Origin of the sequence: Streptomyces sp. NPDC001796 (assembly GCF_042892355.1) — a bacterium.
GTDB lineage: Bacteria > Actinomycetota > Actinomycetes > Streptomycetales > Streptomycetaceae > Streptomyces.
This window is the reverse complement of the sequence record NZ_JBIAUC010000009.1, coordinates 250,316-270,061: the sequence shown is the minus strand read 5'-3', so window position 1 is coordinate 270,061 and position 19,746 is coordinate 250,316. Positions and strand designations below refer to the sequence as shown.

Here is a 19,746-nt window from a genome sequence, read left to right as displayed (position 1 = left end):
CAACGAGCCATGCGTGGTATGGCGGAAGATCCGCCTTCAAGAAGGGCTGGATGACTTCTGACAGCGCCTGGGGCCCGGCGCCGCGTGGACGCCGGTGCCTCCAGGACGCGCCTGCCCGCCTCAGCCGCGCGCGGCCCGCTTCACGAACTCGGCCCAGGCCTTCGGCCCGAGCGACAGGACGGGCCCGGCGGAGTCTTTCGAGTCCCGGACCAGCACAGCATTGGGAGCGGCAGCGACCTCGACGCACTGGCCACCCTCGGCTCCGCTGTAGCTGCTCTTGCACCAGGCGAGTCCGGCCCCTGAAGTAGCGTTCTCTGCCGTCTTCATAGCTCCCTCAGCAACTCCTCGATAAGTTCCAGGCTCTGCTGCGGAGTAAGAGCCTGGCTCCTGATGATCCCATAGCGGGCAGCGGCCAGTGCCGTCTCGTCGTTCTCCGTCACCAAGGTGCTGCGTCCCTGCACCTCCGCATAGACGACCTGCTCTCCGCCTTTGCGTCTGACCACTGTGAAGGGTCCATCGATTCCTGCGTTGTCCTCGCGGTCCAATGGCATCACTTGGATCTCTACGTTTCGTCGGCGGCCGACGAGCAGGAGATGCTCAAGCTGTCCTCGCAGCACCGCCTTGCCGCCCAAGGGCTTGCGCAGTACGGACTCCTCCATCACGAGGCTGAGCAACGGAGCCGGCCAGCGGTTGAGGATTTCCTGTCGGTCCAGCCGAGCGGATACACGCAGTTCGATGGTTTCCTCGTCCAGCAATGGCCGACGCATGGCCAGTACTGCCCGCATGTACTCCTCGGTCTGCAAGAGACCGTTGATCACCACCGTGTCATAGGCACACAGCTCCACTGCCTCGGCCTCAAGCTGGGCCATATCCCGGAAGAAGGCCGGATACCGCGCTCGACCGACCTCCCCCTTCATGGCCACCAACAGTCCCCCCGCGCCCAGCACCTCGTCCGCCCGCTCGATGAAGCGGGGCTGCGGAACCCTCCGTCCCTGTTCGTACGAGGCGATGGTGTCCGCCGAGTACCCGACCAGTCGGCCGAGTTCGGCCCGCTCCATGCCCGCCCGCGTCCGCAGCAGCTTCAACTGCCGCCCGAACGCCCCGATCAGGCCCTTGGCGGACTCCGCCTCGGTGCGCCGCTGCCCCGGCACCTCGGCGTCGACGCCGCTCTCCCTGTTGTCCAGCACCCCACACCCACTTCCCGCTCACACGGCCGTACCACCCCGTACACGATGTGCGCCCACGGGTACTCCCCACCGCGTCGGCGCGTCACCCCTGGTCACCGTATGCCACGCCCAGCGACGCTGCGTGCATGAACCGAACGGAACAACCCGCACCGGCGACCCCCGTCCACTCCTGCTTCACCCTCCGCTTCAGCTCCACGCCCCGAGGCGCGCGCCTGGCCCGTCGGCTCTGCGGGGAACGGCTCGACTCCTGGGGCGTGCCGTACGACAGCGAGGGGCACGACGTGCTGAGCCTGATCGTCTCCGAACTCGCCACCAATGCCGTCACCCACGGCCATGTGACCGGCCGCGACTTCCGCGTCCACCTCCTCGCCCACTCCGCGCCTGCCGCCACCTCCCTCACCGTCCGCGTCGAGGTCACCGACACGCGGGGTGACAGGCTCCCCGAGCCTGCCCCCGCCCCTGCCACCGATCCCGCCGCCGACTCCGCGCTTACCAGCGGGCGCGGCTTGCTCGTCGTCGAGGCGCTCGCCGACCGTTGGGGCTGCGCCCCGCGCCCGGACGGGCCCGGCAAGACGGTCTGGGCCGAGTACAGGGTGGCCACGGTGGCCCGGAACAGGGCCGCCGTCCCGCGGCCGACCACCGCCGGGCGGTCGGTCAGAGGGTTGCGGCGTTGACCGCCGGACGGCCCGTGCCTGATCAGCAGTTGCGGAACACCACCAGGCGGTCTAATAGAAGCCGTACCGTCGGTCCTCGTGCTCCGAGAGGATGTCACTCCCCCCGGCCCATCTCACCCCGCACACATGACACTGGACATGCCATTCATCACTTGGCTCCAGGAAGATCGTCCTTCCCCGCTGCCCCACGCCCGGGCACTGCCTCCCCACCTCCGAGTCAAGGTTCAGCCCCAAGGATGAGAACCCGTAAAGCGCCTGCTGGGCCAGCTCCTCATCAGCCAGCAGCTCCCGTTCGGCGTCCATGCGGTACCGATCGCTCTCGGTACCGTCGCGTCTCTGATGGAGAGTGACTCCGTGGCGTGTTGCTCGACTATCCGAATCAAATGGGCGCGGAAGGACGGTGAAAGCCCATCGTTGCGGCGGCGAGGAGTGGTCATCGCCGTCCGGGGCCAGTACGAGCGCCACACAATGCCGAAGACGCCTACGGATGCGAACGGCGATGTCTCCGCCCCGGAGCGCGCGCCACGGGGGCTCGTCATCGGTCTGCTCACTGTCCCGCAGCAGCGACTTCCGCAGTTCACCGTAGGCGACGCCGAGCCGAGCCGTCACCAGGGCGCTGTCGGCGATCTGGCTGTCCGTCTCCTCAAAGGCGCTCGGTCCGCGGGACTCGGTCAACTGCCGGCGGACGGCGGCCATCAGGTACGGATCCACAGCGCCCACCCGCCATGCCTTCTCCGCCGCTTCCACTGTGAACAGCGCGCCGCGACACCCATCAGAACAAGAGGGAGGCTGCGTTTCCATTTCGCCGTACTCGCTCTCGTCTGCATGGAGGAGTTCGAGGAGCATCCGTCGTTCTTCACTGCCCTGCTCCGTCTGTGCCAGGAGTTCCGCCGGAAGGTCGTCAGCCGTCCCGTCGTTCCAGAGGTGAACGACAGCTTCCACTCTCTCTTTCAGCGGCCATCCAGGCGTTGCAGCAATTACTCTCACGAGAGTCGACACATCATCAGCGAACGACTCAAGGTGGTCAGCGTCGGCGTTTCCCGTCCATAGATGGCTCACCTCGAAATAGCCCATGTACGACCTGACCAGGTCGGCTGCATCATCCCCACCTTGCGTCAGCACCTGGAGTGCCGCTCTCAGACGGATCTGCATCGGCATTCCGGTACACCCGACGAGCACCTCTGCCAGCTGGTCGATGTCGTCCGGCACGCGGGCCAGGCCGGGCGGCCGCAGAGGGACACCTGCACGGGAGAGCGCACCCCACAACTGGTGACCGCCATGGTCGTGTTCCACATGCTCCGCAAGCCAGGTGGCCAGGCTCAGCAGGCGTCCTCCGCGAGGAAGGACGATCTCGTTCAGCAGATCGTCGATGTCCGGCTCGTAGGCCTCTCGGCCCAGGAGACAGTTCCAGGCGAGTGCCTTCGTCACCTCGGCCGCACCGGAAATGGGGTCTGTCCGCACGACCTCCTTGAGGTGGGCCAGGCGTGCCGCGTCGTCTGCGCACTGTTCCTCAAAGGAGCGAAAGTCAATCATCACCCTTCCCTTCCTCCTCAACCCTCAGGTACAGCTCCGGCCATCCTCCAGCGCCGGTCACCCGCACAGGTTCTGAGCCGGACCCGCGAATGATCAACGTGGGGACCCCTGCCAAGGTGCCCGGACGGGGCGGTCGAGAAGTCACCTCGCCGATCCCCCCGCACCGGCGCATGCGGCCTGCCCCCGGTCGTACAGGGTGGGCATGATGGCGGCATACGGCCGATCCGCCGCGCCCTCGTAGAACGCGGCTGGACGCACAGATCGTTTTCCGGGGAAACTTACCGCGAACCGATGGGCTCGGGGGAACGAGCGAGCGCGAGTGCAGGACGCGGGGCGGGGACAGGTGCCGGACAGACCGATCGCGGGCCGCTACGAGCTGCTGGAGCGGCTAGGCAACGGCGGTATGGGCGACGTGTGGCGGGGCTACGACGCGGTGCTCGACCGGCCCGTCGCCGTGAAGCGGATCCGGCCGCAGGCCGTCGCCGCCACGCCGCAGATGGCCGAGGAGTTCGAGCGGCGCTTCCGCCGCGAGGCGCGGATCACCGCGCGCATCCAGCACCCGGGCGTGCCGCAGGTGTACGACGCCGTCCTCGACAGCACTCACGAGCACCTGTTCCTCGTCATGGAGTTGGTGGAGGGCGTTCCCCTCACCCGGTACGTGCACGAGGAGCGGCCCCTTCCGGTCAGCTGGGCGGTGGCGGTTGCCGCGCAGGTCGCCACGGTGCTGTCGTACGCACACGACGTGCCCGTGGTGCACCGCGACCTCAAGCCGTCCAACATCCTGGTCGCGCGGGACGGCACGGTGAAGGTCCTCGACTTCGGTGTCGCGGCGATCCTGCAGACCGACGTCACCCGGCTGACGGCTTCCGGCCGGCCCATCGGCACGCACCAGTACATGTCGCCCGAGCAGGTGCGCGGCACCCGGGTCACCCCGCGCACCGACCTCTACGCCCTCGGCTGCGTGCTCCACGAACTCCTCTGTGGCAGACCGCTGTTCCGTGCGCAGAGTGACTTCGAGCTGATGGACCAGCACGTCCGGGCCGCGCCCACTTCCCTGCGACGGCTGCGCGCCGACGTTCCGGAGGAGCTGGAAGCGCTGGTCCTGCACCTGCTCCGCAAGACGCCGGAGAGCCGGCCGGTGGACGTGCAGGAGGTGTACGAGCGACTGATGCCCTTCTTGCCGGCGCCCGGGGAGTCCTCCGCCCTCGGGGAGGCCGGGCCGCCCGGCGCGCCCGATCCGACCGGACTCTTCCGCCGTCCCTACGCGCCTCGCGCCCGAGCCGAGAGCCGTCCCCGGGTCGCCCCGGACGCGGCGGCACCTGGCCAGGTCGCCGAGCATGTCGTCTCGCCGCCCGAACGGGAGTTGCTTCGAGCGCAGTTGCGGGAGGTCGACGAGCACTACATCGCCCTCATGGAGGAGGAGCGCTACACGCAGGCCGCCGAGGTGGCGGGCGAGATGATCGAGCCGCTGGCGCGGGCCCTGGGCGCCGAGAACAAGGCCGTCCTGCGGCTGCGGCGGCGCCGTGCATACAGCCGGCAGCTGGCAGGCGACCACCGGGCGGCCCTGCCCGAGTTCGAGGCACTGGCTGAGGCGTACGGCCGCATCAACGGGCCGACCGACGAGGCCGCCCGCGACTGCCGCGCCCAGGCCGCCCGCTGCCGCGGGGAACTCGGCCAGGTGACCGAGGCGCTGGCGGAGCTGCAGGCGGTCCTGGAGGTGGAACGGGCCGTGGAGAGCGACGTCAGCGACGCGGCCGTGGAGCTGCGTCGTGACATCGGCATGCTGCTGCTCAGCCAGGGCAACCCGCACGAGGCCCGGGCCAATCTGGAGGCCCTGTACGAGGACGTCGTACTCGTCCACGGCCCGCGCCACGACGTGGCCGTCGAGGCCGCGGAGGTCCTGGCAATGCTCCGCCGCGAACTCGACGGCGGGTGACCGACGCGGTCCGTCGGTCCGCCGGTGTACTGACGACAGAACGGCCCGTGGCAACGCCGTGGAAGCCTAAAATCCCACCATGCCGCACCTCGCCCTCGACAAGGCCTTTTGCCAGCAGCTGGAGAAGCTCGAGAAGCACGTCAGGAACGGCGTGTTCGACGCCTGGGAGAAGTTCGAGCGGCTCACCCTCGACCAGCTCTTCAAGGACCCGGGCCTGAAGCTGGAATCGCTCAAGGGCGCCAGGGACCGGCAGATCCGGACCATCCGGATCACCCAGGGATACCGCGGTGTGGTCCTTGCGCCCGAGACAGGCGACACCTTCGTGCTGCTCCGGGTCGGCCCGCACGACGAGGCCACCGAGTGGGCCGTGCGGCAGAAGGCGACTATCAACGCCGTCACCGGCGCCGTGGAGCTCCGCGAGATCGCGACGCTGGAGGAGCTGGCCCCCGCCTACGAGCGCATCGCGCCCGCCGAGGAGCAGCGGCTCTTTGCGAAGGTCTCCGACGGTGAGATGGCCGCGCTCGGCATCGACGCGACCACCCTCGCGCAGGCACGCGTACTGACCAGCCTGGAACAACTCGACGTCTTCGGGCAGTTCTTCCCGCCGGACCAGTACAAGGTGCTGGAACACCTGGCGCTCGGTGCGAGTGTCGAGCAGACGTGGCAGGAGATCGTGGTGCCGGCGCTGGCCGACGCGGCCTCGCAGGAGCCCGTGGACACCACCGACTACGCGACCGCCATCGCGCACACGCGCACCCGGATCGCCGTCGTCACCGACGCGGACGAATTGCGCGACATCCTCGACAAGCCGTTCGCCGCCTGGCGGATCTTCCTGCACCCGGCTCAGCACAAGGTCGCCTACCGTCCGTCGTATTCCGGTCCGGCGCAGGTCACCGGCGGGCCCGGCACCGGAAAGTCCGTCGTAGCCCTCCATCGGGTGCGGCATCTGCTGCGGCACCTGCGCGACGGCGACCGTATTCTCCTCACCACGTTCACCAACGCCCTCGTGGACTCCCTCACCGAAGGACTTTCGCTGCTCGTCGACGACCCGGACCTGCGCGACCGGGTCGACCTCATGACCGTCGACGCCTTCGCCGGGCGCGTGGTCAACACCTCGCGCCGACCGCTCACCGGGTACGAGGAGACCGCCCGGTGGGAGCAGGCCGCGGAAGCCACCGGCTTCATGGGCACCCCGCAGTTCCTCGCCCAGGAGTACAAGCACGTCGTGCTCGCCCAGGACATCCGCAGCCGGGAGGAGTACGAGCGCTGCGAGCGCCGGGGCCGCGGCAGCGCGCTTCCGAACTCCGCCCGGGCGCTGGTGTGGGGGACGATGGAGGAGTTCACACGGCGGCTGACCGAGGATGGGCTGCGCACCTACCTGGGCACCTGTGTGGAGGCCACCGACCTGCTGACGGAGCAGGGGCCCTCCTACCGGCACGTCGTCGTCGACGAGGCCCAGGACCTCCACCCGGCCCAGTGGCGGATGCTGCGCGCGGCCGCCCCGCGGCGCCCCGACGACCTGTTCATCGCGGGCGACCCGCACCAGCGGATCTATGACAACCGGGTGTCGCTGAAGTCGCTCGGCATCAATGTCGCCGGCCGTTCGACCAAACTGCGCAAGAACTATCGCTCCACCCAGGAGATCCTGAGCTGGGCGACCGGGCTGCTGCTCGGCCGCCCCTACGCCGAACTGGCCGACAGCGGACGGCACGACACGCTGGTCGGGTATAGCTCGGCCCTGCACGGCGCCGGTCCTCACGTCCACGGAGCGGAGACAGAGGACGCCGAACTCGACGCCTTGGTCGAGCAGGTGAGCGAGTGGGTGGACAGCGGCGTCGCTTTTGGAGAGATCGGCATCTGCGCACGTTTCAACAAGACCTGCGAGAAGGTCAAGCACCGCCTGATCGGGGCCGGGATCCCGGCCAGCAGGGTACGGGCGGGGGCTGCCCGCACCAACGATGCGGTGAACGTCGGCACCATGCACACCTTCAAAGGCCTCGAGTACCGCTACACCGCAGTCGTCGGCGTCAACGACCGGGCCCTGCCAAACCCCTCGGCCATCACGCCGGAGGAGATCGACCGGCTCCAGCACGAGGCCGACCTCGCCGCCGAACGCTGTCTGCTGTTCGTCGCCTGCACGCGGGCCAGGGACGGGCTGTACGTCTCGTGGGCCGGGCAGCCGAGCCAGTTCCTGGTCGAGGCCGGCTGCGGGGCAGGGTAGCGGCTGCCGGTCACCACCCTGGTCGGTTTGACAACGCTTTCACTTGCATGGGAGGGTACACCCGCTTGGGCTCGTGAAAGGCAGCGCGGCGAGGGGCGCCGCGCGGCGAAGGGGTGGACAGGCGGTGGCTAGGGGGACGCGGTTTCGACCGCCTGCAATCACGCCGGCGATGTCCGCGACCGGACCCCCTTCTGCCGCCGGCAGCAGGCGAGAGACCCCGGGTGGGGCACTCGCGGGAGGGGTGTGCAATGGCCGACGAGAAGACACCTGACGAGGGAGCGGTAGAGAAGGCCACGCGATGGGTCTCCGATCTCGCGGAAAAGGTCATGGTGAACGGCATCGGGCCGGTCACGGCATCGACGACTTGGGCCGAGGATCGTCTTGCCCGCCGGCAGGGAGCCGGCTATCGGGCACCGGATGACGATGAGCGCCGTGCCCCGGAGGACATGAAGGACGACATTGACGCGGTCGTCGCGCGCCTCATCAAGGAGTCCGTGGCTGCAGCCGGAACCCAGGGGTTCGTCACCGGGCTCGGAGGTCTGATCACCGCAGGCGTGACGATCCCTGCGAACGTGGCCGCGTCCCTCGCCATCAACTTGCGGATGGCCGGCTCCATAGCGCACCTCCGGGGATGGGACATCCGTGACCCACACGTGCGGACCGTCGTGATGATGCTCGCGATCGGGATGAGCGCGCAGAACGTCCTGGCGGCTTTCGGCGTGAAGGTCGGCCAGAAGCTCGGCGAGCAGATGATCAAGAAGATCCCGATGGCCGTGCTCCATGCGCTCAACAAGAAGGCCGGGTTCCACCTCGTCGCGAAGTACGGAAGCAAGCGCGCGGCGATCACGCTCGCCAAGGGGGTCCCGATCCTGGGAGGCATTGTCGGAGGCGCTGTGGACGCAGGAGCAACTGCTGTCATCGGACGCGCCACGGACAAGGCCTTGCGCGGCGACACCCTGCGGGCCGAGGATCAGAAGTAACGAGGAAGCGGACCAGGTGGACGAGCGCACGCCCGTTCCTCGCTGCGCGTGGAGGAGTAGCGGGAGGACTTCCGGCACTTCCTGCATTCGCCGCCGGCTGACGTTGGCAGACCTCCCCGCCGCCGTAACCACGCGTCGCCGCGCCGACGACCGCGTTCGCCTTCACCGACTGGGTCCGCTTCGTCGTCGCTTCCGGCCTTACCGTGGCGGAAGTTGCCCGCGGGCTTCCTGCACTGGAACCGGGTCTTCAAACCCTTCAGCCGCGGCGCGAGTCTCAGGTTGTGTCCTTGAACAACCGCCGCATCAACTCCGAGTACGGTAACCCGCCTCGGCCGAAAGTGCCCTCAAAGCTTCGGGCGGGCCCGATGTGAACGAAACCGAAGCGCAGGTCTCACACCGCGGCGGCCACGCCCAGACCGAGGACGACCTATGCGCTGCAGGGCTCGCCGTCACTCTCGGCGACTTACGACCCCCGCTCATCTTGAGTTCCAGCAAGCAGAGGTCCCTTCTCCTCGCGCACTGACAGCCCCCTCGGCCCCGGACAACCTCGGGGCGAGCGAGCCTCTTTGCGAGCTGAGGGGGTCAGCGGGCTGATGGCTTGTCAGCGATGCCGATCTGATAGATGTTTCCATTGCGTACGGGCGTTTCGCCCGTAGCGGTGTGGGGAGCACCGCGGGGAAGGACGCACATGTGCACCACCACGGATGAGGAAGTCATCCCTCTCGAGCAGAAGGCGGTGGACCACGCGTACTACTGCTGCGAGGCGCGGTTGGTCGAGATGAGCGGGAACTCCGCCGCCACGGCCTCGGCGAGCGGCAAGGACAGCATCACCGTCCTCAAGGCGGCGGAGGCGCGGGCCGAGGTGTACGGGGGACTCTGCAACGAGGCGCTGGTCTTCGCGCGTCTCGGGGCTCCGGAGGAGCCGGGCGGGAGCCCAGCCCCTGGTACATCGGCCGCCGCGGAGATCATGGAGTTCGTCGCCCCGCTCGCCCGCGCGATCGCCCCCGATCTCCCCTACCGCAGGCGGTGCGCGAGGCGGGCGAGGACGCGGTACGGACCGTGGCGACCGAGCCGCCGGCACTAACCTCCGGGCGCTTCGGCGCCGTTACTCAGGAGACCCAAGCCCCGTACGGAGTACCGGCGGGCCGACCGAAGAGGCTGGCATGCAGATTTCACAGATCCTGCACAAGATCGATTCCGGGGACATCGCCCTTCCAGAGTTCCAGCGCGGCTACGTCTGGACTCGTGATCAGGTTCGCGCGTTCTTCCAGTCGCTGTACCGCGGCTATCCGATCGGGGGGTTTCTCACCTGGAGCACCAAGGCCGACAGCGCGAACACCCGCGGGGGCGGCCCCGAGAAGGACGGCACCGTACAACTGCTGCTCGACGGTCAGCAGCGGGTGACCACCCTCTACGGCGTCACCCAGGGACGCTCACCTCGCTTCTTCGAGGGCAACCAGGCGGCACTGACCGGGCTGCACTTCCATCTGGAGACCGAGACGTTCGAGTTCTACGCCCCGGCCAAGATGAAGGACAACCCTCTGTGGGTCGACGTCACCGCGCTCTTCCAAGGCGGTCTTGGCACACTGCTGCCCTCCATCACCGCGCTGGCCGGAAGTGACGGTTCCCTGGTGGCGGCCTACATCGAGCGCCTGAACCGGATCACCCAGATCAAGGACCGCAACATCCACATCGAGGAGGTCACCGGTAAGGACATGACCATCGATGTCGTCGTGGAGATCTTCAACCGCGTCAACTCCGGCGGTACCAAGCTCTCCAAGGGCGATCTCGCGCTGGCAGCGATCTGCGCGTCCTGGCCCGAAGCCCGCCCGACCATGAACACCGCTCTGAAGAACTGGTCGCACGCCGGTTTCACCTTCAAGCTGGACTGGCTGCTCCGCAACGTCAATGCCGTCCTGACCGGTGAGGCCCAGTTCTCCAAGCTGGGCGACGTCAAGGTGCCGGAGTTCCAGACCGGACTGAAACAGACCATCGAGTCCATCAGCTACCTGCTCAACGCCCTCGGCGGCCGCTTGGGCCTCGACCACGGGCGGGTACTGAACGGCCGGGCCGCCTTTCCCGTCATGAGCCGTCTGCTGCACCACCATGCCGACAAGTTCCCCGACGCCATGACCCGCGACCGGCTCTTCTACTGGTTCATCCACAGCTTCCTCTGGGGCCGGCACACCGGCGCCACGGAGACCGCCCTTAACCAGGACCTCGAGGCGGTCGACGCCGGCGGGGTCAACCGGCTGATCGAGACTCTGCGGCAGGCCCGCGGCGGTCGGCTGGAGGTCCGGCCCGACGACTTCCAGGGTTCCAGCATGGGATCCCGTTTCTACCCGCTGCTCTACATGCTGTCCCGGGTCCACGGGGCGCAGGACCTGGGCAGCGGGGTCCCGCTGAAGGACGGCATGCTCGGAAAGCTCAGCTCCCTCCAGGTGCACCATATCTTCCCCAAGACCCTGCTCTACAAGCACGGCTACAGCAGGGCCGAAGTCAACGCGGTCGCCAACTTCTGCTTCCTCACCCAGGACACGAACCTGCAGATCAGCGCCAAACGGCCGGAGGACTACCTGCCGGAGATCGCCCAGAAGGTTCCGGGTGCCCTCGAATCGCAGTGGATCCCCACCGACCGGGAGCTGTGGCGCATCGACGCCTACCGCTCGTTCCTCGCCGCCCGACGCGAACTCCTCGCCGAGGCTTCGAACAGCTTCCTCACCAAACTGCTCGAGGGACCGTCTCCCGTCGGCCTGGCCGCACCCACCCACGCCACGGTCCTCAGGTCGGCCACCGCTCCGGTACCCGCCGCTGCCACGGACGAGGACATGCCCGGCCTTGCTCAACTGCTGGAGGACCTGCGTCGGCAGGGCTTCGCCGAGCCCGAACTGGACAGCGAGGTCACCAACCTGGTCCCCGGCAGCCCTGTCCTCGTGGCCACCGCGTTCTGGCCCCAGGGTCTGCAGGAGGAGGTGGGCGGCCCCGTGGTCCTCGTCCCGGAAACCACCCAGGACGAGCAGGCCGCTCTGGAGGCGAGTGACTACCGCGTCTTCCACAGCGTGGACGCCTTGCGGCGCTACGTCGGCAACATGCACGCGGACCAGGCGGCGTGACAACGGCGGGGCTCACGACCACAGATCATGGGTCAGGGCGTGGCCACGTGATCCGGGCGGCCGCCGCACACCAGCCAATCGGACGCCCCTGCCGCCCTTCCCCTTCCATGGATGCGGCGTCAGTAATGGCTGTTTGTCGCGGCTCGTACCTCGGCGAAGGTGGCATCGGTACAGCTCTTGCTCGCTCATTTCCTTCGCGCAGCCTCTGGGGGAGGTGCGCGCCGTCTGGGCGTGGAGCAAGACTTTTACCGATCCACGGCTCTGTGAGCCGGTCGTGGACCGGCTCACCTTCAACGCCACCCTCATCGGTACCGGAACCGAGTCCTACCGCCTGGCTCGCACCAAAATGAACAATTATGCAGGAGCGGTCGAACGCCATCCGGCATGATCGCGCGGTGAATGATGCGATGCTGCTGGCCACGGAGGGCGTGGAGTCACATGTCCGGGGGGAGTATCTGTTCGACGAAGCAGAGATCATTCCGACCGATCGGCTGAGAGCCTCTGCCGTGTGAGTTTGCGTCGCACCACACTGGTGGTCCCAGAACAGACCCGCCTGCCCGTCACCGGGCCGCTCTCACCGCCGGGGCCGCCCCCTCCATCGTCACCCAGTGGATCAACGAAGCCCGAACGATGACAAAGCTCAAGGAAGCCGAGGCGCAGCCGAGCAGCGCGCCGAAGGGGGAGAAGCCGCTCGCCAAGGAGATCGTCGAGCTCGCAAAGAACCTCCACAGGTCGCACAGCGCCTCCAGAGCGCCGATCCGAGCACGAAGGCCTCACTCCACCTACGAAGCTCTCGGCATCACATCAGCTACGAAAATGCCACGAGGACCGCGACCGTAAGGTCGAGGCCCTCGCTTCCGTATCGCTACAGAGAGTGTCCGAGGGGGGACTTGAACCCCCACGCCCGATAAAGGGCACTAGCACCTCAAGCTAGCGCGTCTGCCATTCCGCCACCCGGACCAGGTGTCCGCCGCCTTGCCGGGGCTGTCCCCCGCGGCGACAGGGACAACAATACCAAGGTTTCGGAGTGCCTTTCACCTGCGTTTCCCCGCGGCAGCCGTCACCACTCACCGCCCTCGCCCTCCGCCACGAGGCGTCGCAGAGTCCGGACGAGCACCGTCGCCTCGCGCTCGGTCAGCGGGGCGAGGAAACGGCGCTCCGCCTCGCGGCGCGCCTGCTCGCCGCGGCGCAGGCAGTCCCCGCCCGCGGCCGTGAGCTCGACGACGTTCTTGCGCCGGTCCCGCGGGCTGCGCCTGCGCTCGACCAGGCCGCGGTCCTCCAGGCCGTCGATCAGCGACACCATCGTGGTCCGGTCGACCCCGAGCCGCCCGGCCACCTCGACCTGTGACAGCGGCTCCTCGCCGGCCAGCACCACGAGGACGGCCAGCTGGTGACCGTCGACGCCGAAGGGGGCGAGCGCCTCGGCCGATGCATCGGCCAAGCGTCGCTGGGCGTGCTTGAGGAGGTAGCCGAGCCGGAATTCCAGGGGCGTCGGGCGCTCATCGGTGACCATGTGAACGACTGTATACTTTCCTGATCGTCAGCTATGCTGATGATTTGTTAAGCTGATGACTCATGACTGAGGTGTGCTTCGGCATCAAGACCGCTCCCATGCATGTGTCCTACGAGGAGATCGGCCGCGTCTGGCGGGAGGCCGACGCGGTGCCCGAGATCCAGGACGCCTGGCTCTGGGACCATCTGCTGCCCCTCGCCGGCCCGCGGGACGGGCAGGCGCACGAGAGCTGGACCCTGCTCGCCGCCCTTGCCGCACAGACCGAGCGGCTGCGTCTCGGCGTGCTCGTCACCAGCAACCGGATCCGGCCGCCCGCGGTGCTGGGGAAGATGGCCGCGACCGTGGATGTGGTCTCCGGAGGTCGGCTCGTCCTCGGGCTGGGCGTCGGCGGGACGCATCAGCCGCCCGGAGCCGGCGGGATCACCGGGGAGAACCCGGCGATCGCCGAGTACGAGGCGTACGGGCTCACGCTGGTGCCCTCTGCGGAGGGGATCGCGCGGCTGGGCGAGACCGTCGAGATCCTGAAGCGGATGTGGACGCGGGACGTCTTCGACTTCGAAGGGCGCCACTACCGGCTGAAGGGGACGCGCTGCGAGCCCAAGCCTGTGCAGCGACCCGGCCCCCCGTTGCTGATCGGCGGCTGGGGGACCCGGCTGCTGCGGCTCGTCGCCGAGCACGCCGACATGTGGAACATCCCCGGGCCGCCGCACCACACCGTGGAGTACGTGGCCGAACGCTCACGTGTACTCGACGCGCACTGCGCGGACCTCGGGCGCGATCCGCGGGAGATCACGCGCTCGGTCCAGCTCCTCGTGTCGTACGACGACCCGGCGGCGACGCGTGCCGCCGTGGGGGAACTCGTCGCCGCCGGGATGAACCACATCGTGCTCAATCTGCCGCGGCCCTACCCGCGAGGTGTCGCCCGATGGCTGGCCGACGAGGTCATCGCCGGGTGGCACCCGCCGCGCGCGGGCGCCACCCGGGCGCCCGTCACGGCATGAGCTGGTACTCGGGGAAGTTGCCCGGCAGCCGCTCCCCCGCCGGGCCCTGGGTCACCGCGCGGACCAGGAGTTCGCCACCCACGAACGCTCCGCGCCAGGACGCGCCGAAGCCGCCGAACAGCTCGTCGCGGTCGCCACGGGAGCGGGGCTTGCCGTGGCCGGTCTTGAAGGCGCGGATCTGCGGGGCCAGCCGGTCGAAGGTCGCCCGGTCGTCGGTGGAGAGCGTGGCGACCAGGGCGCCGTTGGACACGTTCATCGCGGCCAGCAGCTCCGCCTCCGTGTCGACCAGGACGATCGTGTCGACCGGGCCGAACGGCTCCGCGTGGTGCAGCGGTGAGGAACGGGGCGGGTTGAGCAGTGTCACCGGCTGGACGTAGGCCGAGGTGTCCTGGCCGGGCAGGAAGCGCGCGTCGGTCGCCGTGCCGCGGTGCAGCGGAATCGCTCCGCGGTCGATCGCCTCGGCTACCTGGTCGGTCAGCTCCTTGGCCTTGGCGGCGTTGATCAAGGGGCCGAAGTCCAGCTGGGGGTGGGGGTCGTCGGGGTGCTCGACCGCGAGCGGGTGACCGACCCGGAGTGTGCGGACGGCCGGCAAGTAGGCCGCGAGGAAGGAGTCGAACAGGTCACGCTGGACGACGAAGCGCGGATACGCGGTGCAGCGCTGCTTGCCGTAGTCGAAGAGCTTGGGGATGACGGCCGTGAGCGCGTCCCAGTCCGAGTAGTTCCAGATGCCCCAGGTGTTGAGTCCCTCCTGTTCCAGGATGTGCCGCTTGCCGAGGTCGGCGACGGCCGTGGCCACCGCGGCGCCCGTGTCCCGTCCGCCGACGAAGGAGACGCAGCCGATCTCGGGCGCCCGCACCAGCGCCTCCGACAGCTCGCCCCCGCTGCCGCTGACGAGGGTGACGGGGAGCCCTTCCCGTGCGGCGAGCGCGCACGCCAGGGTGAGGCAGGCGACGCCGCCGTCGGTCGGGGTCTTGGCGATGACCGCGTTGCCCGCGAGGGCCTGTACCAGCATGGCGTGGACGAGCACGCTCATCGGGTAGTTCCAGCTCGCGATGTTGGAGACCGGGCCGTCCAGCGGAGCCCGGTCGCCGATCATTCCTTCGATGCCGTCGACGTACCAGCGCACGCCGTCGATCGCCCGGTCCACATCGGCCTGCGCGAGCCGCCACGGCTTGCCGATCTCCCAGACGAGGAGGAGGGCGAGCAGTTCCCGGTGTTCGGTCAGGGCGTCGAGGGTGGCGGCGACCCGGGCCCGGCGTTCGGGCAGGGGCGTGTGCCGCCAGGCGCGGTGCTGGTCCAGCGCCGCGCGCACGGCGCGCCGCGCGGTGTCCCGGCCGACGCGTGGCGGCCCCGCGATGGGACTGCCGTCGACGGGGCTGGTGGCGGGCAGGGCCCGGCCGTCCGGCTGCCAGGTGGAGTTCCAGAGGTTGAGGACGCGGTCGTCCCGGAACGCCTCGGGGGCGACGGCGAGAGCGCGCCGCCAGGCGTCGGACCAGGACGTGCCGGATTTGAGGGTGAGGGTGGGTGCCATGAATGAGCTCCGCTCTCGGTGCACGGGCGAGAGGAACAGGGCTCGTCCCCGCTCGGCTCGCACTGCCGTGCGGGGACGTCGTACGTCGTGCGTCCTGCGGCGTTCGGGGGAGCCGGTGACGCCGCGTGTCGCGCGACGGTCACCTTCCGTCCACTATGGGTGAGGTCACGCCTGGTCTGCCAGTGCGCGGAGTGCCAGTCGTGCCGTTTCGGCCGGTGTGCCGCCCACTTTCACGCCGACCGCCTCCAGCGCCTCCCGCTTCGCGCGCGCGGTGCCGGACGAGCCGGAGACGATGGCGCCGGCGTGTCCCATGGTCCTGCCCTCGGGTGCGGTGAAGCCGGCGATGTAGCCGACCACGGGCTTGGTGACGTGGTCGTGGATGTATGCGGCGGCCCGCTCCTCCGCGTCGCCGCCGATCTCACCGATCATCACGATCAGCTCGGTGTCCGGGTCGGCCTCGAAGGCGGCCAGGCAGTCGATGTGGCTGGTGCCGACGACGGGGTCGCCGCCGATGCCGACGCATGTGGAGAAGCCGATCTCCCGCAGCTCGTACATGAGCTGGTAGGTGAGCGTGCCGGACTTGGAGACCAGGCCGATCCGGCCGGGCTTGGTGATGTCGGCGGGGATGATGCCCGCGTTGGACTGTCCGGGGGTGATCAGACCGGGGCAGTTGGGGCCGATGATCCGGGTGCCCCTGGACCTCGCGTACGAGGTGAAGGCGACGGAGTCGTGGACCGGGATGCCCTCGGTGATGACCACCGCGAGGCCGATGCCGGCGTCCGCGGCCTCCAGGACGGCCGCCTTGGCGAACGCGGGCGGGACGAAGACGACGGTGACGTCGGCCCCGGTCGCGTCCATGCCCTCGCGGACGGAGCCGAAGACGGGGACGGCACGGTTGTCGAAGTCGACGCTGTGGCCCGCCTTGCGCGGGTTGACGCCGCCGATGACGTTCGTGCCGGCCGCGAGCATGCGGCGGGTGTGCTTCATGCCCTCGCCGCCGGTCATGCCCTGGACGAGGACCTTGCTGTCCTTGGTCAGGAAGATCGCCATGTCCGGTCTCCTCAGGCTGTGCGGGCGAGTTGGGCGGCACGGCGGGCGGCGCCGTCCATGGTGGTGGCCTGCTGCACGAGGGGATGCGCGCGCTCGTCGAGGATCGCGCGGCCCCGAGCCGCGTTGTTGCCGTCGAGGCGCACGACCAGCGGCCTGGTCAGCTCGACGGTGTCCAAGGCCTGCACGATGCCCTCGGCGACGGCGTCGCAGGCGGTGATCCCGCCGAAGACGTTGACGAGGACCGACTTCACGGCCGGGTCGGCCAGGATGACGGACAGTCCGTCGGCCATGATCCGGGCGGAGGCTCCGCCGCCGATGTCGAGGAAGTCGGCGGGGCGCGCGCCGCAGCCGGCGACCACGTCGAGCGTCGACATGACGAGCCCCGCGCCGTTGCCGATGACGCCTACCTCGCCGTCCAGCTTGACGTAGTTCAGGCCCCGTGCCGCGGCGGCCGCCTCCAGGGGGTCGTGGTGCTCGGCCTCCACCGAGCCCGAGCCCCAACGCTCCTGGCGGAAGCGGGCGTTGTCATCGAGGGTGACCTTGCCGTCGAGGGCGACGATCCGGCCCTGCCGGGTGCGCACGAGGGGGTTGACCTCGACGAGGAGGGCATCCTCGCGGACGAGCACCTGCCAGAGCCGTACGAGGACGTCGACGCTCTGCTGCGGCAGCCCGGCCGCACGGGCGATCTCGGCCGCCTTCGCGGAGGTGACACCCTCGGCCGGGTCGACGGGCACACGCGCCACCGCCTCGGGCCTGGTCGCGGCGACCTCCTCGATCTCCGTGCCGCCTTCCGCGGAGGCGATCGCGAGGAAACGGCCGGCCGCGCGGTCGAGGACGTAGGAGACGTAGAACTCCGCCTCGACGTCCACGGGTTCGGCCAGCATCACGGTGCCCACCGTGTGCCCCTTGATGTCCATGCCGAGGATCCGTCGTGCCGTCAGTTCCGCCTCTGCCGGATCCGCAGCGAGCCTCACCCCGCCCGCCTTTCCCCGTCCACCCGTCTTCACCTGCGCCTTGACGACGGCCCGTCCGCCCAGCCTGCGGGCGATCTCACGAGCCTGCTCGGGCGAGTCCGTGACCTCGGCTCTCGGCACCACGATGCCGTGGTCCTCGAAGAGTTGCCTTGCCTGGTGTTCGTACAGGTCCATCCCGGCTCCTGTCTGCCAAGTCGTCTGGAGGCGTCCCCCAGACTCCCGAAAAGTGCCGCACGCCCCTGGACACCACCCACCGGATGCGGGATAACAAGCTTCATACAGTATTCGTCGACTGTATGCAATGTACCGCGTGAGCCGTTCCAACCCCTACGAAGGGACAGGACTTCGTCATGCCCGACGACACCCAGGACGTCATCTCCGGTGGTCATCTCGTAGCCAAGGCGCTGAAGGCCGAGGGCGTCGATCGCATCTACACCCTGTGCGGCGGCCACATCATCGACATCTACGACGGCTGCGTCGACGAGGGCATAGAAGTCGTCGACGTACGCCACGAGCAGGTCGCCGCCCACGCGGCCGACGGCTACGCACGCATCACCGGAAAGCCCGGCTGCGCGGTCGTCACGGCGGGTCCCGGTACGACCGACGCCGTCACCGGTGTCGCCAACGCCTTCCGCGCGGAGTCACCGATGCTGCTGATCGGCGGTCAGGGAGCGCTGACGCAGCACAAGATGGGGTCCCTGCAGGACCTGCCGCACGTCGACATGATGGCGCCCATCACCAAGTTCGCTGCGACCGTCCCGGACACGGCGCGCGCGGCGGACATGGTGTCGATGGCGTTCCGCGAGTGCTACCACGGTGCGCCCGGCCCCTCCTTCCTGGAGATCCCGCGAGACGTCCTGGACGCCAAGGTCCCGCTCGACAAGGCCCGCGTCCCGAAGGCAGGCCGCTACCGCGCCTCGACCCGCTCGGCCGGCGATCCGGACGCGATCGAAAAACTCGCGGACCTGCTCGTGCACGCCGAGAAGCCGGCGATCCTGCTGGGCAGCCAGGTGTGGACGACCCGCGGCACCGAGGCGGCCGTAGAACTGGTGCGCACCCTGAACATCCCCGCGTACATGAACGGCGCCGGCCGCGGCACTCTCCCGCCCGGCGACCCGCACCACTTCCAGCTCTCGCGGCGCTACGCCTTCTCGAACGCCGACGTCATCGTGATCGTCGGCACGCCGTTCGACTTCCGCATGGGTTACGGCAAGCGGCTCTCCCCCGACGCGACCGTCGTCCAGATCGACCTCGACTACCGGACCGTCGGCAAGAACCGCGACATCGACCTCGGCATCGTCGGCGACGCGGGACTGGTTCTGAAGGCGGTGACCGACGCGGCTTCCGGGCGCGTCAATGGCGGCGCCGCCCAGCGCAAGGCGTGGCTCGACGAGCTTCGTACCGCCGAGCAGATCGCGATCGAGAAGCGGCTGCCGCACCTGGAGTCGGACGCCTCGCCGATCCATCCGTACCGTCTGGTCAGCGAGATCAACGACTTCCTCACCGAGGACTCCATCTACATCGGTGACGGCGGCGACGTCGTCACCTTCTCCGGTCAGGTCGTCCAGCCCAAGTCGCCCGGGCACTGGATGGACCCGGGCCCGCTCGGCACGCTCGGCGTCGGCATCCCCTTCGTGCTCGCGGCCAAGCAGGCGCGCCCCGACAAGGAGGTCGTCGCCCTCTTCGGCGACGGCGCCTTCTCGCTGACCGGCTGGGACTTCGAGACCCTCGTCCGCTACGGCCTCCCCTTCGTCGGCATCGTCGGCAACAACTCCTCCATGAACCAGATCCGTTACGGCCAGGCCGCCAAGTACGGCAAGGAACGCGACAGGATCGGCAACACGCTCGGCGACGTGCATTACGACAAGTTCGCCCAGATGCTGGGCGGTTACGGCGAGGAGGTCCGCGACCCCGCCGACATCGGTCCCGCGCTGCGGCGCGCCCGCGAGTCCGGGAAGCCCTCGCTGATCAACGTCTGGGTCGACCCGGACGCGTACGCCCCCGGAACCATGAACCAGACCATGTACAAGTGA

Annotated in this window: 16 protein-coding genes and 1 tRNA gene; 9 read left to right on the top strand and 8 right to left on the bottom strand. The window is 69.0% G+C overall.

The features are described from left to right. Window positions 1-120: 120 nt before the first annotated feature. Both ACFYZE_RS20890 and ACFYZE_RS20885 read right to left on the bottom strand, forming a co-directional pair. Complete coding sequence (locus tag ACFYZE_RS20890; RefSeq protein ID WP_388995932.1) at window positions 121-327, bottom strand: DUF397 domain-containing protein; 207 nt, start codon at window positions 325-327, stop codon at window positions 121-123. After that, window positions 324-1,187 (bottom strand): helix-turn-helix domain-containing protein, encoded by an 864-nt coding sequence (locus ACFYZE_RS20885; protein ID WP_388995929.1) that lies wholly within the window; start codon window positions 1,185-1,187, stop codon window positions 324-326. The genes ACFYZE_RS20890 and ACFYZE_RS20885 overlap by 4 nt, the downstream gene beginning before the upstream one ends. A 125-nt stretch (window positions 1,188-1,312) precedes the next feature. Between ACFYZE_RS20885 and ACFYZE_RS20880 the strand changes: the two genes are divergently transcribed. Continuing rightward, window positions 1,313-1,861, top strand: coding sequence for an ATP-binding protein (locus ACFYZE_RS20880; RefSeq protein ID WP_388995926.1), 549 nt, complete (start codon window positions 1,313-1,315; stop codon window positions 1,859-1,861). A gap of 51 nt (window positions 1,862-1,912) precedes the next feature. Here ACFYZE_RS20880 and ACFYZE_RS20875 read toward each other — a convergent pair whose 3' ends face one another. Further along, complete coding sequence (locus ACFYZE_RS20875; protein ID WP_388995923.1) at window positions 1,913-3,394, bottom strand: hypothetical protein; 1,482 nt, start codon at window positions 3,392-3,394, stop codon at window positions 1,913-1,915. Window positions 3,395-3,797: 403 nt separating this feature from the next. Here ACFYZE_RS20875 and ACFYZE_RS20870 point away from each other — a divergent pair, with 403 nt between their 5' ends. The 6 genes from ACFYZE_RS20870 to ACFYZE_RS20845 all read left to right on the top strand — a co-directional run bounded on the left by ACFYZE_RS20870 (window position 3,798) and on the right by ACFYZE_RS20845 (window position 12,156). Beyond that, window positions 3,798-5,330 carry a protein kinase gene (locus tag ACFYZE_RS20870; protein WP_388996077.1) on the top strand — a complete coding sequence of 511 codons (1,533 nt, stop codon included), beginning with the start codon at window positions 3,798-3,800 and terminating at the stop codon, window positions 5,328-5,330. Window positions 5,331-5,409: 79 nt separating this feature from the next. Next, a complete protein-coding gene (locus ACFYZE_RS20865; protein WP_388995920.1) occupies window positions 5,410-7,551 on the top strand; it encodes a UvrD-helicase domain-containing protein in 2,142 nt (713 codons plus the stop codon). 248 nt (window positions 7,552-7,799) lie between these two features. After that, on the top strand, window positions 7,800-8,531 hold the full coding sequence (locus ACFYZE_RS20860; RefSeq protein WP_388995917.1) for an EcsC family protein: 732 nt from the start codon (window positions 7,800-7,802) through the stop codon (window positions 8,529-8,531). Between the two features lie 688 nt (window positions 8,532-9,219). Beyond that, window positions 9,220-9,615, top strand: coding sequence for a hypothetical protein (locus ACFYZE_RS20855; RefSeq protein WP_388995914.1), 396 nt, complete (start codon window positions 9,220-9,222; stop codon window positions 9,613-9,615). A 79-nt stretch (window positions 9,616-9,694) separates the two neighbouring features. Further along, window positions 9,695-11,644 (top strand): DUF262 domain-containing protein, encoded by a 1,950-nt coding sequence (locus tag ACFYZE_RS20850; protein WP_388995911.1) that lies wholly within the window; start codon window positions 9,695-9,697, stop codon window positions 11,642-11,644. A gap of 356 nt (window positions 11,645-12,000) precedes the next feature. Then, window positions 12,001-12,156: a hypothetical protein gene (locus tag ACFYZE_RS20845; RefSeq protein WP_388996080.1), complete on the top strand. Its 156-nt coding sequence runs from the start codon at window positions 12,001-12,003 to the stop codon at window positions 12,154-12,156. A 363-nt stretch (window positions 12,157-12,519) separates the two neighbouring features. On the opposite strand, the gene ACFYZE_RS20840 is transcribed toward ACFYZE_RS20845, so the two are convergent. Both ACFYZE_RS20840 and ACFYZE_RS20835 read right to left on the bottom strand, forming a co-directional pair. Next, window positions 12,520-12,604: transfer RNA gene (locus ACFYZE_RS20840), tRNA-Leu, on the bottom strand. Window positions 12,605-12,704: 100 nt separating this feature from the next. Then, window positions 12,705-13,157, bottom strand: a complete 453-nt coding sequence (locus ACFYZE_RS20835) for a MarR family winged helix-turn-helix transcriptional regulator (protein WP_388995908.1) — start codon at window positions 13,155-13,157, stop codon at window positions 12,705-12,707. A 62-nt stretch (window positions 13,158-13,219) separates the two neighbouring features. Between ACFYZE_RS20835 and ACFYZE_RS20830 the strand changes: the two genes are divergently transcribed. Continuing rightward, the gene (locus ACFYZE_RS20830) at window positions 13,220-14,158 is read left to right on the top strand and encodes an LLM class flavin-dependent oxidoreductase (RefSeq protein ID WP_388995906.1); all 939 of its coding nucleotides are present in this window, start codon (window positions 13,220-13,222) and stop codon (window positions 14,156-14,158) included. Here the strand turns inward: ACFYZE_RS20830 and ACFYZE_RS20825 are convergent. From ACFYZE_RS20825 to sucC, 3 genes are all read right to left on the bottom strand, one after another. Beyond that, window positions 14,148-15,689: an aldehyde dehydrogenase family protein gene (locus tag ACFYZE_RS20825; protein ID WP_388995903.1), complete on the bottom strand. Its 1,542-nt coding sequence runs from the start codon at window positions 15,687-15,689 to the stop codon at window positions 14,148-14,150. The two genes, ACFYZE_RS20830 and ACFYZE_RS20825, sit on opposite strands and share 11 nt — an antisense overlap. Before the next feature lie 165 nt (window positions 15,690-15,854). Then, on the bottom strand, window positions 15,855-16,739 hold the full coding sequence (sucD, locus tag ACFYZE_RS20820) for a succinate--CoA ligase subunit alpha (protein WP_388995900.1): 885 nt from the start codon (window positions 16,737-16,739) through the stop codon (window positions 15,855-15,857). Window positions 16,740-16,750: 11 nt separating this feature from the next. Beyond that, window positions 16,751-17,887: an ADP-forming succinate--CoA ligase subunit beta gene (gene sucC / locus ACFYZE_RS20815; RefSeq protein WP_388995897.1), complete on the bottom strand. Its 1,137-nt coding sequence runs from the start codon at window positions 17,885-17,887 to the stop codon at window positions 16,751-16,753. Window positions 17,888-18,063: 176 nt separating this feature from the next. Here sucC and ACFYZE_RS20810 point away from each other — a divergent pair, with 176 nt between their 5' ends. Next, window positions 18,064-19,746 carry a thiamine pyrophosphate-binding protein gene (locus tag ACFYZE_RS20810; protein WP_388995894.1) on the top strand — a complete coding sequence of 561 codons (1,683 nt, stop codon included), beginning with the start codon at window positions 18,064-18,066 and terminating at the stop codon, window positions 19,744-19,746.